A 14,286-nucleotide genomic window follows, 5' to 3' on the forward strand; every position below is an offset into this window, starting at 1 on the left:
GACCGGGGGCTCATGGCACGGCAGAGGGCCCTCCTCATCGGGGCCGGCGACTACGACGACCCCATTCCGTCGCTCCCCTTCGTCAAGGACGACCTCCAGCGGCTCGCCGCCGCCCTCACCGAGCGCGGCTTCGACTCGGCGGAGGTCGCCGAGCCCCGGCGGGGAGTCACCCGCAACGTCGTCGACGGGCAGATAGCCCGCTTCCTCCGCGACGCCGGGCCCGCCGACACCCTCCTCATCGTGCTCAGCGGGCACGGCCAGCACTTCGAGGGCGACGACTACCTCATCCCGGAGGACGCCAGCTACGAGATCAGCCCGTTCTCCGACAGCTGTGTGAAGATCGGCTGGGGCAGGGAGCTGGAGAGCTGCGAGGCCGCGCGGATCGTCTTTCTGATCGACGCCTGCCGGGAGGGCCTGGAGCGCGACTCCATGGCACCGGGCGGCGCCCCGCGGGGCTGGAGCCGCCGCAAGATCGCCGCCGCGCTGCGGCGCAAGGTCGCCTATGTCTACGCCTGCTCACCGGCGCAGGTGGCGCTGTATGTGCGCCCGTCGGACACCGTCCGGGAGGGCGGCGACTGCGGCACGGCCCCCGGCGAGTCGTTCAGCCTCTTCTCCCGCGCCGTGTGCGATGTCGTCGCCTCCCACCCGCACGCGCTCGATCTGGAGGCGTTCGGCGAGGCCGTCCAGGAGCGGGTCCGCCTGCTCCACACCGGATACGGCAAGACCCGGCCGCTCCAGCGGATCCGGATCGTCGCCGACATCCCCGAGCGGGAGTTCACCGTCCTGCCGGGACCGGTACGCGCCCCGAACGAGCACCCCTGGAAGCGCGCGGTCGCCCGCCACCCCGCCTGGGAGCGCACCGACCCCGAACTCGCCCCGACCACCGAAGCCCTGCGCACCGCCTGCACCGCGCTGGCCGAACACCTCGCCGGACAGTACGGGAACACCCGCGCGAGCGGCCTCGGGGACGACCCCTGGCACGACCCCGACGTGGCCGGGCGCGTCAGCGAACGGCTCGGCTTCCTCATCGGCAGGATGGTCAGGGGCACGGTCCTCTCCCCGGGCGAGGCGGCGCTGCTCGCTCTGCTGCCCTTCCTCGATACGGCGTTCTGGACGCGGGAGGCGGCCCGCCGGGTGGGGGTGCTGAACGCGGCCCCGGGCGAGGACGGCGGGTTCCGGGAGTTCCTGCGGCAGTACCCACGGCTGGAGCGCCGGCTCTCCGACGGCCGCCGGCCGGACGCGGAACGGGCCCGGCCCGTCCTGTGGTGGGTCTTCCACCGCTGGCTGCCCCAGCAGCCGGCTGCCTACGCCCCCGGCGTCCTCGGCGAGTGCCTCGGCGCGGTGCCCGGCGCCGACCCCGTCGTGGAGCGGGTCCTCGGCCGGGAACGGCTGCTGCGCTTCGTCCAGGACCGGCGCACGGCCCCCTTCTCCGCACCCCGCCCCGGCACCCTCGCGGACAGCGAGGTGATCGCGGCGGCCACCATCCACGAACACCCCCTGCGCGAGACGCTCGTGGCCTGTCTGCTGAAGGCCGCGCACGCCCTCGCGCTCGACCCCGCCGATCTGCCCGCCGTGGTCGCCGAGCACCTCGGCATCTCCGACAGCGTCGACCTCGGCGCACTGCGCGAAACCCTCCGCGCGGCGCAGTGGACGGTCTCCGGCAGCGGCCGTTCGCTGCACGCCGTCTGCCGGCACCCGGCGGTGGAACTCGCCCTCCAGGAGCACACCGGCCGCGTGGACGCCCTGCTGCGCGACCTCAATGTGCTCGCCGCCCGCCCCGGCAGCCCCGCGGACCCGCTGGCGACCCTCCCCGCCCACGCCAACGCCGACGGGGTGCGCCAGAGCTGGGCCGCACCCGACGGACTCTCCTCGGGCATCCGCTTCCATCTGGCCGAGGACCGGGTGCAGCGGCTCCTCATGGGAAAGGAGCTGTACGGCGATGCCGGTCTCGCCGTCCGCGAGCTGTACCAGAACGCCCTGGACGCCTGCCGCTACCGCGAGGCCCGCACCGAATGGCTGCGCCGGACCACCGGCCGGACCGTCGAGTGGACCGGGCTGATCGACTTCACCGAGGGCGAGGACGAGCACGGCCGTCCCTATCTCGACTGTGCCGACAACGGCGTCGGCATGGGGGTCCGGGAACTCGCGAGCACCTTCGCCCAGGCCGGCACGCGCTTCACCGACCTCCCGGAGTTCGTGCGGGAGGCGGCGGAGTGGGCCCGGCTGGACCCCCCGGTGGAGCTGTACCCGAACAGCAGGTTCGGGATCGGGGTGCTCAGCTACTTCATGCTGGCGGACGAGATCACCGTGGAGACCTGCCGGATGGGGAGGGACGGGTCGCCGGGGCGGACGCTGCGGGTGACGATCGCCGGGCCCGGGAATCTGTTCCGGGTGGAGGATCTGGGGGAGGGGCGCGAGGCGGGGACGAGGGTGCGGCTGCATCTGAGGCGGACCGCCGACCGGACATCGGTCGTGGACCATCTCCTGGGGGTCCTGGCGGTGGCGCAGTACCGCACCCGGGCCCGGGACGGCCGGGATGATCGCGTCTGGGAGCCCGGCCGGCTCCTGCCGCACGGCACGGTCGCGTCCCTCGCCATGTCCCAGGTGGTCAGAGGGGATTCCCGGCCGTCGGGCCATCCCGATCTCTGGTGGCACCCCGGTCCGGGCCAGTTGCTCGGCGATGGCCTCTCCGTGAACACCGACCGCTTCTGGAACGTGAGAATCCCCCACGGTCTCGTCGTCAACCTCCAGGGGGCGCACCGTCCGGAGCTGACCGTCGACCGGACCCGGCTGCGCTCCTACGACGAGACCCATGTCCACGGTCTGTTCCGCTCCACCGTGGCCGGGCTGGTGGACTCACACCCGTCCCTGGTGACCCGGACATGGATCGCCGACCTCGCGCGGCACTCGCCCGATCTCGCCGACCTGGTCGTCGAGGAGCTGCGGAAGAGGGACCGTCCGTGGGACGGCTTCCCGCTGAGCTACCGCACAACGGGCTTCTTCGAACCGGATCTGCTGCTCGTGCCGTTGCTCACCGGCGACTACGACCACCCGGACACCCCCTTCCGGGACCACCACTCCGAGCTGGTCCGTGCGCTTCCGGAGAAGATCCTCCGGTGGCGGCTGCTCGCTCTGCACTCCGCGCGGGGCGATCTGGCCCCGGCAGCTCCGCCGGACGGACACCCGCCGCTGCCGGCACTCCCCTCGGACCTGCACCTCCTCAGCGATTCCCCGAACGGCCCCGGACGCTGGCGGAGCTGTCTGACCCAGGGGCCTCCGGGTTCGAAGATCCTCTCGCCGTATCTCGCCCATCAGCCCTCACCGGCACTCACCGCCACCGGCTGGTCCGTCCTCGCCACGCTGTTTCCCTGGCGTTATGAGCGCGAGGTGGACGCGGGAGCCGTGTTCCACCTCATGGCCGCCACCAAGCGATCGGCCGGTGAGACGGCCGATCGACTGGCGGTGCTCGGATACCGCGTACCCGGCCTGGGGGCGGCGCGCGGCGCGCTGCCGTCCGACAATCCCTTGCTGGGACCCGGCCATGGCCGCCTGCCGCCCCCGGGACATCCGGTCTCCAGACTCCAGGTCTTCCAGCGCGCCCGGTTCGGCGGAAGTCCGCGCGCGACGGCCCGGAGGCTCGGTGAACTGGGTTATCCGGTGGACGGTTCCGACTATCCGCCGGAGGTCGATGAGGATGTTCTGCTGCTCCTGCCCGAGTTGCGGTCCCGCCCTGCCGAGGACCAGCGGCTGTCCCCCGGTGAGGCCATGATCCTGGCGGCCCGCGTCCGCCGGCCGGTCGGCGTGGTTCTGCGGAGCGCCGCGCTCCTCGGACTCTCGGCTCCGGGGGAGAGCGAGACCCGTCGGCTCATGGAGCGGAACACCGAGCTGGTGACGCGACTGGCACGGCACGGAGCGCGGGGCGGAGAGGTCACCCGCGCCGAACTGGTCACCGTCGCGGCCGACCTCGGAGTGCTCCCCGAAGAGGTCGCCGCCCGGGCCGTCCAACTCGGTCTCGCGGTCCCGAGCCGGGTACCGGGGCCGGAGTGGCTGGACGGAGAGTCCCGGGCCGTCGTGGTGGGCCTGTCCCGCCGGCTCCCGGACCGCCGGCCGGTCACCGTCCGGGACCTCGACGCGATCAGCGAGGCATCGGGTCTGGACATCGACCGGGTCGGGGTGAGGCTGAGGCGCCTCGGCTACCGGGTCAGGGAGACCCGCCGACAGCGGGGTTTCCGCCGCTCGGACTGGCTGCTGATCGAGCGGCACGACCTCCGCGGCCGGCTCACCCCGGACACCGTCCACGCCGCCGCCCGGCACACCTGCCGGCCCCCGGAGGTCATCGTCGCCGCCCTCCGTGAACTCGGCCTCCCCGCCGGCCCCCTCCCCGAGGAGTTCCAGCGGGACCTCCTCGCCGGGGAGGTCCTCCACCGGTCCCTGAAGGGAGAGCAGCCCCTGCCCGACCTCCCGGGCGCCCCCGTCTCCCTCCGTGCCATCGCCGCCGTCGCCATGCGCCACCGCACCACCTTCCGCGCCGCCGCCGAGCGGGCGAGCGCGCTCGGGATGCGGCACTCGGCGGAGGGGTGGTTCGACGGAGCCGCCCCGTCAGGGGCGGACGGCCGGGGCCCGCTCCAGGAGTGCGGTGAGGATCGGCCCGGAGTGGGTCCACAGAAGGGCGCCGCCGATGCCCGGGACGAGCCGGTGGCGGGCGGCGGGGATACGGGTGGTGAGGAAGGCGCCCTGGTCCGGTGAGTGGGTGGTGTCCAGCTCTCCGTACCAGAGGTCGACCGGGACGGTGATGTCGGCGAGGGCGAACGGCCAGCGGCCCATCGCGAGGACGGTGTCGCGGGCGTAGCCCGCCGGGCCCCGGGCGAAGCCCTCGGCCAGGGCGCGGCGGTGGGCGGCGGCGAAGGCGGGGTCCCGGAAGACGGCGAGGTCGGGTTCCGGGCTGCCGCCCAGGACCAGGTTCTCCATGGCGTCCGCGCCGAACCCGGCGAAGAACTCCTCCGCCCCGGCCGGGTCGGTCACGGCCCGGTGGACCAGCTCCCGCAGCTCCGCCGGGAGCGCGGCGGCGAACTCCGGTGCCGCGACCTCGTCCGCGCCGGAGACGAGGGCGAGCGCGGAGACGAACCCCGCCGCCGCGCAGGCGAGGGCGAAGGGCGCGCCCTGGGAGTTGCCGACCATGAGCGGGCGGCCCAGGCCGCGCAGGGCGGCGAAGTCGTGGATGTCGGTGGCGAAGCCGGCGAAGGTGCGGCCGGGGGCGGGGGTGGAGGCGCCGAGGCCCGGGCGGTCCACCGAGATCAGCCGGACGCCGAGCGCCTCGACGGCCTCCGGGCCGAAGCCGAGCCGGCGGCTGGTGGCCGCCCCCGGGCAGAGCAGCACGGGCACACCGTGCCGCGGTCCCCACTCGGCCCAGCCCATCAGCCGCCCGCCGGGCAGCCGGGTCTCACCGAGGCGGGCAGGATCGTTGGCATATGCACTCATGGGTCGTCATCCTGGCAGCGCCCACCGGGACTCTTCTCCGGGTTTCCACCCTGTGGGAAGAGCCGGGGATCTAGGCTGACGGGCATGAGCGACAGCGCACCCGTGCCGGAGATGGAGACCCTGCCGTTCTGGGTCGAGGCGACCGACCAGGATCTGGAGGAGGCCGCTCAGGGCGGCGACACCATGGGCCTGTTCAGCCGGGACAACGACGCCGTGCTGCGTTCGGTCCCTCTTGGGCCCCTCCGCAAGAACCTCGCCGACACGGTGGACGCCCTCCAGAAGGTCTTCGAGGAGGTGGCGGCCCGTGGGGGTGCGCTGCCGCTGGCGGAGGCGCAGTTGTCGTTCCAGGTCACGGCGAGCGGGAGCATCCAGCTCATCGGCAGCGGGCAGGTGCAGGGCACCCGGGGACTGACACTCACCTTCCGCCGCACGGAGAACTGACACCGCCGCGCACACGGGAGCGGACGCCCGGAGCACAGCTCATCGGCAGCGGGCAGGTGCAGGGCACCCGGGGACTGACACTCACCTTCCGCCGCACGGAGAACTGACACCGCCGCACGCACGGGAGCGGACGCCCGGAGCACAGCTCATCGGCAGCGGGCAGGCGCAGGGCACCCGGGGCTCCGCACGGCCACGGCGGCGCGGCCGGAGGCCGCCCCGTGGCAGGCGGCCCCGTCGGGGGTGGGCTTGGCGGCGGCGACGGGCGCGGCGACGGGCCCGGGCCCCGGGGCCGGGCAGGACGCGGCCGGCTTCCCCGGGCCCGCGCAGACCCCGGGCGCTTCCCCGGGCCGGCAGAGACCCCGGGTTACAGCCCGGTGAATTCCCCCGCCCCCGGGAATGCCTGCCCCGACCACCCCCGTTACCCCTGTCATGCCCGATTCCGCCCCGCCGCGCCCCCGCATGCCCCTCGCCGTCTACATCCTCGGTCTCTCCGTCTTCGCTCTCGGTACGAGCGAGTTCATGCTCTCCGGTCTGCTGCCGCCGATCGCCGAGGACATGGACGTCTCCATCCCCCAGGCCGGTCTGCTGATATCCGCCTTCGCGATCGGCATGGTCGTCGGCGCGCCGCTGCTCGCCGTCGCCACGCTCCGGCTTCCCCGCAAGACGACGCTCGTCGCGCTCATCACCGTCTTCGGCCTCGGGCAGGTCGCGGGCGCGCTGGCGCCGACGTACGAGATCCTCTTCGCGTCCCGGGTGATCAGCGCGCTCGCGTGTGCCGGGTTCTGGGCGGTGGGGGCGTCCGTCGCCATCGCGATGGTGCCGGTGAACGCGCGGGCGCGGGCGATGGCCGTCATGATCGGCGGGCTCTCCATCGCCAATGTGCTCGGGGTGCCGGCCGGCGCCTTCCTCGGGGACCATCTGGGGTGGCGGTCCGCGTTCTGGGCGGTGGGGCTGTCGTCCGCGATCGCGCTGGTGGGTGTGGTGACCCTCATCCCGCGCATTCCGCTGCCCGCCGAGCGGCCCCGGCTGAAGCGGGAGCTGTCGATCTACGGCGACCGTCAGGTGTGGCTGGCGATCGGGCTCACGGCGCTCGCCGCGGGCGGGGTGTTCTGCGCGTTCTCGTATCTCGCGCCGCTGCTCACGGATGTCGCCGGGCTCGGCGAGAGCTGGGTGCCGAGTGTGCTCGGGCTCTTCGGGCTCGGTGCGCTGATCGGTACGGCGGTGGGCGGCCGGGTCGCGGACGCCCACCTCTTCGGGGTGCTGCTCAGCGGGATCACCGCGTCGACCGTCTTCCTGGCGGCGCTGGCGCTGCTCGCCTCCAGCCCGGTGGCCGTGGTCACGCTCTCGTTCCTGCTGGGGGTCTCGGCGTTCTACACGGCTCCCGCGCTGAACGCCCGGATGTTCAATGTCGCGGGCGCGGCCCCGACGCTCGCGGGCGCCACGACGACCGCCGCGTTCAATCTCGGCAACACGGGCGGGCCCTGGCTGGGCGGCACGGTGATCGACGCCGGTCTCGGGTACGCGTCGACGGCCTGGGCCGGTGCGGCGATGACCGTGGTGGCGCTGGCGCTCGTCGCCGTCTCGCTGCGGCTGCACGGCCGGTCGCGGACGGTGATGGTGTCGCCGGCGGTGGCCTCGGCCGGTGCCGGGACCCGCGTCAAGGGATAGCGCCGCCCACGGGGCGGCCCGGACCCCGTCAGGGGGCGGCCCGGCCCTTGGGGCGCCGCAGCCCCGCCGCGACCAGCAGCCGCACCACCTCGCGGCTCGACACCTCCACCGCGCCCGCCGCGACCGCGTCCCGGTAGCGGTCGGAGGGGAGGTCGTAGTGGTCGCGCTCGAAGGCGCGCGGCGGGCAGCCGATGCCCGCCGCGAAGCGGTGGAGTTCGCCGAAGGAGACATCGCTGACGAGGTGCGACCACATCCGGCCGTGGCCCGGCCAGGCGGGCGGGTCGATATAGACCGTCACGCCAGCTCGCCGACCCTGGCGACCGTCACCCCGGCCTTGTGGCAGACCCAGCGCGGGTCCGCCCCCAGCTCGGGCTCGATCTCCAGGGCGTGCGGATCGCCGGAGTCGCAGACCGGGCAGAGCGGCCAGCGGCCGTGCCGCTCCAGCAGGGCGTCCTGGACGTCCTGGGCGATCAGGCCCGTGACGTACTCCAGGCCGTCCGGCCACTGCTCGACCCACCAGCGGCGGTGTGTCACCGACTCCTCGACCAGGGAGACCACTCCGGAATCCGCCACATCCCGGGCGGCGAGATCGGCCAAGATCAGGGCGCGGGCGGTGTGCAGGGCCTGTTCACGCGGGTCGGAGGCGTCCATGGGCCCATTGTCCCCCGGACGGCGGACACTCCGTCCGCCCAGCAGGGGTTGACCACACCCAAATAGTGAAAATATCTTTCAAATGTGACCGACTCGCTGAAGGAAATTTTCAGTCCCGGGGTGCGCGCCGAGACCCCGCCACCCGCTCCGGCCGCCCTGGCCGCCAAGGTCCGCACACTCACCCCGTCCATGACCCGCTCCATGCAGCGGGTCGCCGGGGCCGTCGCCGAGAACCCGGCGGCGTGCGCCGCGCTCACGGTCACCGGGCTCGCCGAGCTGACCGGCACCAGCGAGGCGACCGTGGTCCGCACGGCCCGGCTGCTGGGCTACCCCGGCTACCGCGATCTCCGCCTCGCGCTGGCCGGGCTCGCCGCGCACCAGCAGTCCGGCCGGGCGCCCAGCGTCACCGCCGACATCGCCGTCGACGACCCCCTCCCCGAGGTGGTCGCCAAGCTCGCCCGCGACGAGCAGCAGACCCTCGCCGACACCGCCGCCGGACTGGACACCGTCCAGCTCGCCGCCGCCGTCACCGCCGCCGCGACCGCCCGCCGGATCGACATCTACGGGGTCGGCGCCTCCTCGCTCGTCGGCCTCGACCTGGCCCAGAAGCTGCTGCGGATCGGCCTGATCGCCCACGCCCACACCGATCCCCATCTCGCCGTCACCAACGCCGTGCAGCTGCGCTCCGGCGATGTCGCCATCGCGATCACCCACTCCGGCTCCACCGGCGATGTGATCGAGCCGCTGCGCACCGCCTTCGAGCACGGGGCGACGACCGTCGCCATCACCGGCCGCCCGGACGGCCCCGTCACCCAGTACGCCGACCATGTGCTGACCACCTCCACCGCGCGCGAGAGCGAGCTGCGGCCCGCCGCCATGTCGTCGCGCACCAGCCAGCTCCTCGTCGTGGACTGCCTCTTCATAGGAGTCGCCCAGCGGACCTACGAGACGGCCGCGCCCGCTCTCTCCGCCTCGTACGAAGCCCTCGCCCACCGCCACAGCCCGCGCGGCACCAGCCGCTGACACACACGGACCGACCGCAGCAGAACAGACGGACAGACCGAAGGAAAGCGTGCTCGATGACCTCCACCTCACCCGCGTACGGTGAACTCCGCGCCCAGCTCGACTCCCTCACCACCGAGGCGTTCCGGCCCGAGCTGGCCGAGATCGACCGGCTGCCCACGCTCGACATCGCCCGGACCATGAACGGCGAGGACCGGACCGTACCGGACGCCGTCGCCGCCCGGCTGCCGGAGATCGCCTCGGCCATCGACGCCGCCGCCGAGCGGATGGCGCGCGGCGGGCGGCTCGTCTACGCGGGCGCCGGCACCGCCGGCCGGATGGGGGTGCTGGACGCGAGCGAGTGCCCGCCGACCTTCAGCACCGACCCCGGTGAGGTGGTCGGTCTGATCGCGGGCGGCCCCGGCGCCGTGCTCAGCGCGGCCGAGGGCGCCGAGGACAGCGCGGAGCTGGCCGCCGCCGATCTGGACGGGCTGGGCATCGGCCCCGACGACACCGTGGTGGGGATCTCCGCCTCCGGCCGCACCCCGTACGCCGTCGGCGCGGTCACCCACGCCCGCTCGCTCGGCGCGCTCACCATCGGGCTCTCCTGCAACGCGGGCAGCGCGCTGGCCGCCGCGGCCGACCACGGCATCGAGGTGGTCACCGGGCCCGAGCTGCTCACCGGCTCCACCCGGCTGAAGGCCGGCACGGCCCAGAAGCTCGTCCTCAACATGATCTCCACCATCACCATGATCCGGCTCGGCAAGACCTACGGAAATCTGATGGTCGACCTCCGCGCCTCCAACGAGAAGCTGCGGGCCCGCTCCCGCCGGATCGTCTCGCTCGCGACCGGCGCGTCCGACGCCGAGATCGAGAGCGCCCTCGCCGCCACCGACGGCGAGGTGAAGAACGCCATCCTCACCCTCATCGGCCGGGTCGACGCCCCCACCGCCGGCCGTCTGCTCACCGAGAACGGCGGCCATCTGCGCGCCGCGCTCCGGTCCGCCGTCAGGGAGTGACCGCGCGGCACCCGCCGCTCGGCACACAGCACACCGCACAGCAAGGCAGCCCCACATGCCTCACAGACACCAGAACCCCCCGGATGACCACCGGGCCGTCGCCGCCGCGATCCTCCCGCTCGTCGGCGGCGCGGCCAACATCACCTCCGTCGCCCACTGCATGACCCGGCTGCGGCTCGGAGTGCGCGACCGCGCCCGGGTGAGGGAACCGGAACTGCGGGCGCTCCCCGCCGTCCTGGGCGTGGTCGAGGGCGATACGTACCAGATCGTCCTCGGCCCGGGGGCGGTCAGCCGGGTCACCGCCGCGTTCGAGAGGCTGATGGCGGCCGGGAGCGGGGAACCGGTGACCGGAACCGGGACCGGGACCGGCGGACCCGGGACCGGCGGACCCGGGCTCGCCGAGCGGGGCGCGGCCCTCAAGGCGGCGCGGAAGGCCCGCAACGCCACCCCGGGCAAGCTGCTGCTGCGCCGGATCGCCCAGGTCTTCGTCCCGCTGATCCCCGCCCTCATCGGCTGCGGCATCCTCGCCGGACTGGGCGGACTGCTGGTCAACCTCGGTCTGCTGCCGGGGCTCACCACCGCGCTCACCGCCCTCACCGGCGGATTCATGGCGCTGCTGCCCGTCTTCGTCGGCTATCTGGCGGCGAAGGAGTTCGGCGGCACCCCGATCCTGGGCGGCGCGGTCGCCGCGATCATCGTCTTCCCCGGGGTCGAGCGGATCGACGCCTTCGGCCAGCGGCTCTCCCCCGGGCAGGGCGGTGTCCTCGGCGCGCTGGGCGCGGCGGTGCTCGCGGTGTACGTGGAGCGGGCGTGCCGGCGGGTGGTGCCGGGGGCGCTCGATGTCCTGGTGACACCGGCGCTGACGGTGCTCATCACCGGTCTGGTCACCGTCTACGGGCTGATGTTCGCCGCCGGTACGGTCGCCACCGCCATCGGCGACTTCGCGGGGGCGCTGCTCGCCGGGGGCGGGGCGCTCGCCGGGTTCGTGCTCGGCGGGCTGTTCCTGCCGCTGGTCATGCTGGGGCTGCACCAGGCGCTGATCCCGATCCACGCCACCCTGATCGAGCAGCAGGGGGCCACGGTGCTGCTGCCGATCCTGGCGATGGCGGGCGCGGGGCAGGTCGGGGCCGCGATGGCGGTCTATCTGCGGCTCCCGCACGACCCGCGCATCCGCGCCACCATCCGCTCCGCCCTCCCGGCGGGACTGCTGGGCGTGGGCGAGCCGCTGATCTACGGGGTCTCGCTGCCGCTGGGCCGCCCGTTCGTCACGGCCTGTGTCGGCGGGGCCTTCGGCGGCGGGTTCGTCGGTTTCTTCCACATGCTGGGGACCACGGTCGGCTCGACGGCCATCGGACCGTCGGGATGGGCGCTCTTCCCGCTGCTCCAGGGCAGCGGGGGTCTCGCGCGCACGGTCGCGGTCTACGCGGGCGGGCTGCTGGCGGGGTACGCGGCCGGGTTCTGCGCGACGTACTGGTTCGGGCTGCGGGGGGTGCCGGAGGCCGGGGCCGGGGCCGGGGCCGGGACAGCGGAAGGGTCCGTGGCGGGTCGGGGCGATGCCCGGCCGGCCGCCGCTGCGGAATGACCATCCCGGTCGGGGGGGAGGGTTGGAATGTGTCGCATGGCTCAGGCCGACTGCCCCACCTGTGGTGGTGCGTCGCTGGAGCAGCGGGGCGATCAGTCCGGCCTGGCGGGCCCTCGCGGTGGCTACGTGTGCGGGACCCGCGACTTCGGTGTGACCCCAGTCGGGTACGAGCTGGAGAGCGCGGAGGCCCGGAAGCGGGTGTCCACCGGGCGGATCGCCCGCGCCAAGAAGGAGCGCGCCGCGCGGGAGAAGGCACCCCGCAGCGCTGAGGCCGCCTCGTAGTCGCGCGGGCGCCCGCCCCGCCGCAGGAACTCCGGCAGATCACGGTCCGAGTGCGCCAGCCGGAGGACCTGCTCTTCCACGGTGACCCGCCGACCGCCCGCGAGGGAGGGCCGGTGCAAGACGATCATCGGCGCGGCCGTGACTTCAGCCCAACGTCATCCCCGCTGGAAGCAACGGCACCACCGACCTGGTATCCCCTACCGTGTTCAACATGATCATTCGGACGGTAGCGCTTGATATCGGCGAGACGCTCACCCGGGATGACCGCTACTGGACCGCCTGGGCTGACTGGATCGGAGTACCGGGACACACCCTTGCGGCGCTGGTGGGCGCAGTAGTCGCTCAGGGGCGGGACAACGCCGACGCCCTCCGTCTCCTCAGGCCGGGCATCGACGTGCGGGCCGAGTACGAAGCTCGCGAGCTGTCAGGCTGCGGGGAGCAGCTGGGCGAGAGCGACCTGTACGACGACGTCCGGCCGGCGCTCGGAGACCTGCGCGCCCTGGGCGTTCGGGTGGTGGTCGCGGGAAACCAGACCGTGAAGGCGGGCCGGATGCTGCGCGCGCTGGACATCCCCGCCGATCTGGTCGTGGCATCCGGGGAGTGGGGGGTCGCGAAGCCGGAGCCCGGATTCTTCGAGCGGCTCCTTCAGGTCGCCGACGCCGAGCCGCACGAGACGCTCTACGTCGGAGATCACCCGGCCAATGACGTTCACCCGGCCAAGGCCGCTGGACTGCGGACCGCTCATCTGCGGCGCGGACCGTGGGGCCATCTGTGGGCCGACGATCCAGCCGTCAGGGACGCGGCGGACTGGAGCGTCAACAGCCTGCACGACCTGGTGGCCGTCGTCGCCGACGTCAACAGGACCGCCCCGCTGACGGATTGACGGGGCCATACCTTGTGCCAGCGCGTTACCACGCGGGTACGGTTCGAAGTGGACGCTTCGAACCTGGAGGCAGGTGTGCCCTCGTACCCCGCGCGCGAGCTAGGCAGACGCATCGCCTACTACCGCAGCATCGCCAGGCCCAAATTGACTCAACAGCACTTGGCCGATCGTGCGCTCATCCATGTCGGCACCCTGAGGAAGATCGAGCGCGGGGCGCGCGGTGTCGGCGACGCCGTGCTGGCCGCCATCGCCGAGGCACTCGGTGTGGACCCCTCGGTTCTGACCGGTCGGCCCGAACGCGGTGACGAGCTGGTCCACGCCGCCATGCCCGCCCTGTCCGCCGTGCTGGCGACCGTCGACATGCCCGACGACGGGCCCGTGCGCTCGCTCGCCGAGCTGACGGAGGCGGTCGGCCGTACCGTGCTGTGGCGTCTCGGCGCGCAGTACGCGCTCCTCAGCGAGAAGGTGCCCGACCTGCTCGCCGAGCTGGCTCGGGCCCGAGCCCAGGCCACCCCGGGTGACCGGCGCCCCGTCGCGCGTCTGCTGATCAGCACCTACCGGGCCGCAGACGCCGTGGCCTACAAACACGGGGCCACTGACCTCAGCGCCCGCCTCATCGACCAGATGCGCTGGATTGTGCCGGAGACGGAGGACTCGCTCACCAAGGCCGCCGTCGCGTACGTCCGCACGGAGACCTTCTTCGCCGCCCGTGCGCACAGCGCCGGCCTGCGGGCCCTGGAGCAGGCGATCGACGCGAGCGCCCGGCCGGACACCCGCCCGGCCGCCGCCGCGCGCGGCGCCCTGCACATGCGCGCCGCCGTCGTGGCCGGCAGGGCGCAGGATGCCGACGCGGCAGACGCACACATGCGCGCCGCCACCGAGCTGGCCGGCACGGTCCCCGAGGGCATCTACCACGGCACCGCCTTCGGACCGGACTCGGTCCGCATCCATCAGGTCTCCGTCGCCGTGGGCCTCGGAGGCGAGCACGCCGCCGACGCACTGGACGTCGCCAGCGAGTGGAAACCGGGTCGCGACATGCCGGCGGAGCGGCGCTCGGGCTTCTACATCGACCTCGCTCGGGCGCAGCTGTGGACCGGGCGGCCCGACCACGCCTTCGAGTCGCTGAGAGTCGCTCGGAAGGTCGCGCCCCAGCACACCCGCCGGCACCCCTGGGTGCGCGAGGACGCAGCCACTCTGCGGCGGCTCAAGCGCGCCGACGCCGAAGACCTCAGCGCCTTCGCCCTGTGGTGCCGCGCCGAAGGCTGACCCGCAAGGTGACC

Annotated in this window: 11 protein-coding genes and 1 pseudogene; 9 read left to right on the forward strand and 3 right to left on the reverse strand. The window is 73.7% G+C overall.

The genetic code is table 11. The features are described 5' to 3' along the window. Nucleotides 1-12 precede the first annotated feature (12 nt). Nucleotides 13-1,830: pseudogene (locus ACWCRA_RS23740) on the forward strand (HD domain-containing protein); the annotation flags it as partial. A 2,769-nt stretch (nucleotides 1,831-4,599) separates the two neighbouring features. Here ACWCRA_RS23740 and ACWCRA_RS23745 read toward each other — a convergent pair. Continuing rightward, nucleotides 4,600-5,478: an alpha/beta fold hydrolase gene (locus ACWCRA_RS23745; protein ID WP_351557665.1), complete on the reverse strand. Its 879-nt coding sequence runs from the start codon at nucleotides 5,476-5,478 to the stop codon at nucleotides 4,600-4,602. 84 nt (nucleotides 5,479-5,562) lie between these two features. Here ACWCRA_RS23745 and ACWCRA_RS23750 point away from each other — a divergent pair, with 84 nt between their 5' ends. Both ACWCRA_RS23750 and ACWCRA_RS23755 read left to right on the forward strand, forming a co-directional pair. Further along, nucleotides 5,563-5,919, forward strand: a complete 357-nt coding sequence (locus tag ACWCRA_RS23750) for a Pepco domain-containing protein (protein ID WP_451068534.1) — start codon at nucleotides 5,563-5,565, stop codon at nucleotides 5,917-5,919. 459 nt (nucleotides 5,920-6,378) lie between these two features. Continuing rightward, on the forward strand, nucleotides 6,379-7,587 hold the full coding sequence (locus tag ACWCRA_RS23755; RefSeq protein ID WP_351557752.1) for a Cmx/CmrA family chloramphenicol efflux MFS transporter: 1,209 nt from the start codon (nucleotides 6,379-6,381) through the stop codon (nucleotides 7,585-7,587). Nucleotides 7,588-7,615: 28 nt separating this feature from the next. Here ACWCRA_RS23755 and ACWCRA_RS23760 read toward each other — a convergent pair whose 3' ends face one another. Beyond that, the gene (locus ACWCRA_RS23760; protein WP_351557671.1) at nucleotides 7,616-7,885 is read right to left on the reverse strand and encodes a DUF4031 domain-containing protein; all 270 of its coding nucleotides are present in this window, start codon (nucleotides 7,883-7,885) and stop codon (nucleotides 7,616-7,618) included. Beyond that, complete coding sequence (locus tag ACWCRA_RS23765) at nucleotides 7,882-8,238, reverse strand: hypothetical protein (RefSeq protein ID WP_351557674.1); 357 nt, start codon at nucleotides 8,236-8,238, stop codon at nucleotides 7,882-7,884. The genes ACWCRA_RS23760 and ACWCRA_RS23765 overlap by 4 nt, the downstream gene beginning before the upstream one ends. Nucleotides 8,239-8,322: 84 nt before the next feature. On the opposite strand from ACWCRA_RS23765, the gene ACWCRA_RS23770 reads away from it, so the two are divergent. From ACWCRA_RS23770 to ACWCRA_RS23795, 6 genes are all read left to right on the forward strand, one after another. Next, entirely contained in the window at nucleotides 8,323-9,261 is a 939-nt protein-coding gene (locus ACWCRA_RS23770; protein ID WP_351557677.1) for a MurR/RpiR family transcriptional regulator, read from the forward strand. A 56-nt stretch (nucleotides 9,262-9,317) separates the two neighbouring features. Beyond that, complete coding sequence (murQ, locus tag ACWCRA_RS23775; protein ID WP_351557680.1) at nucleotides 9,318-10,259, forward strand: N-acetylmuramic acid 6-phosphate etherase; 942 nt, start codon at nucleotides 9,318-9,320, stop codon at nucleotides 10,257-10,259. 55 nt (nucleotides 10,260-10,314) lie between these two features. Further along, entirely contained in the window at nucleotides 10,315-11,841 is a 1,527-nt protein-coding gene (locus ACWCRA_RS23780) for a PTS transporter subunit EIIC (protein WP_351557683.1), read from the forward strand. Nucleotides 11,842-11,877: 36 nt separating this feature from the next. Beyond that, complete coding sequence (locus ACWCRA_RS23785) at nucleotides 11,878-12,123, forward strand: hypothetical protein (protein WP_451068535.1); 246 nt, start codon at nucleotides 11,878-11,880, stop codon at nucleotides 12,121-12,123. Between the two features lie 211 nt (nucleotides 12,124-12,334). Beyond that, a complete protein-coding gene (locus ACWCRA_RS23790) occupies nucleotides 12,335-13,006 on the forward strand; it encodes an HAD family hydrolase (RefSeq protein ID WP_451068536.1) in 672 nt (223 codons plus the stop codon). A 48-nt stretch (nucleotides 13,007-13,054) separates the two neighbouring features. Beyond that, the gene (locus tag ACWCRA_RS23795; RefSeq protein ID WP_451068537.1) at nucleotides 13,055-14,272 is read left to right on the forward strand and encodes a helix-turn-helix domain-containing protein; all 1,218 of its coding nucleotides are present in this window, start codon (nucleotides 13,055-13,057) and stop codon (nucleotides 14,270-14,272) included. The last annotated feature ends 14 nt before the right edge of the window (nucleotides 14,273-14,286 follow it).

The organism is Streptomyces sp. NPDC001889 (assembly GCF_053594535.1).

Bases quoted from the DNA above. Each gene is read 5' to 3' on its own strand.
- ACWCRA_RS23745 (WP_351557665.1), bottom strand. From the start codon at position 5,478: ATGAGTGCATATGCCAACGATCCTGCCCGCCTCGGTGAGACCCGGCTG.
- ACWCRA_RS23750 (WP_451068534.1), top strand. From the start codon at position 5,563: ATGAGCGACAGCGCACCCGTGCCGGAGATGGAGACCCTGCCGTTCTGG.
- ACWCRA_RS23755 (WP_351557752.1), top strand. From the start codon at position 6,379: ATGCCCCTCGCCGTCTACATCCTCGGTCTCTCCGTCTTCGCTCTCGGT.
- ACWCRA_RS23765 (WP_351557674.1), bottom strand. From the start codon at position 8,238: ATGGACGCCTCCGACCCGCGTGAACAGGCCCTGCACACCGCCCGCGCC.
- murQ (WP_351557680.1), top strand. From the start codon at position 9,318: ATGACCTCCACCTCACCCGCGTACGGTGAACTCCGCGCCCAGCTCGAC.
- ACWCRA_RS23780 (WP_351557683.1), top strand. From the start codon at position 10,315: ATGCCTCACAGACACCAGAACCCCCCGGATGACCACCGGGCCGTCGCC.
- ACWCRA_RS23785 (WP_451068535.1), top strand. From the start codon at position 11,878: ATGGCTCAGGCCGACTGCCCCACCTGTGGTGGTGCGTCGCTGGAGCAG.
- ACWCRA_RS23790 (WP_451068536.1), top strand. From the start codon at position 12,335: ATGATCATTCGGACGGTAGCGCTTGATATCGGCGAGACGCTCACCCGG.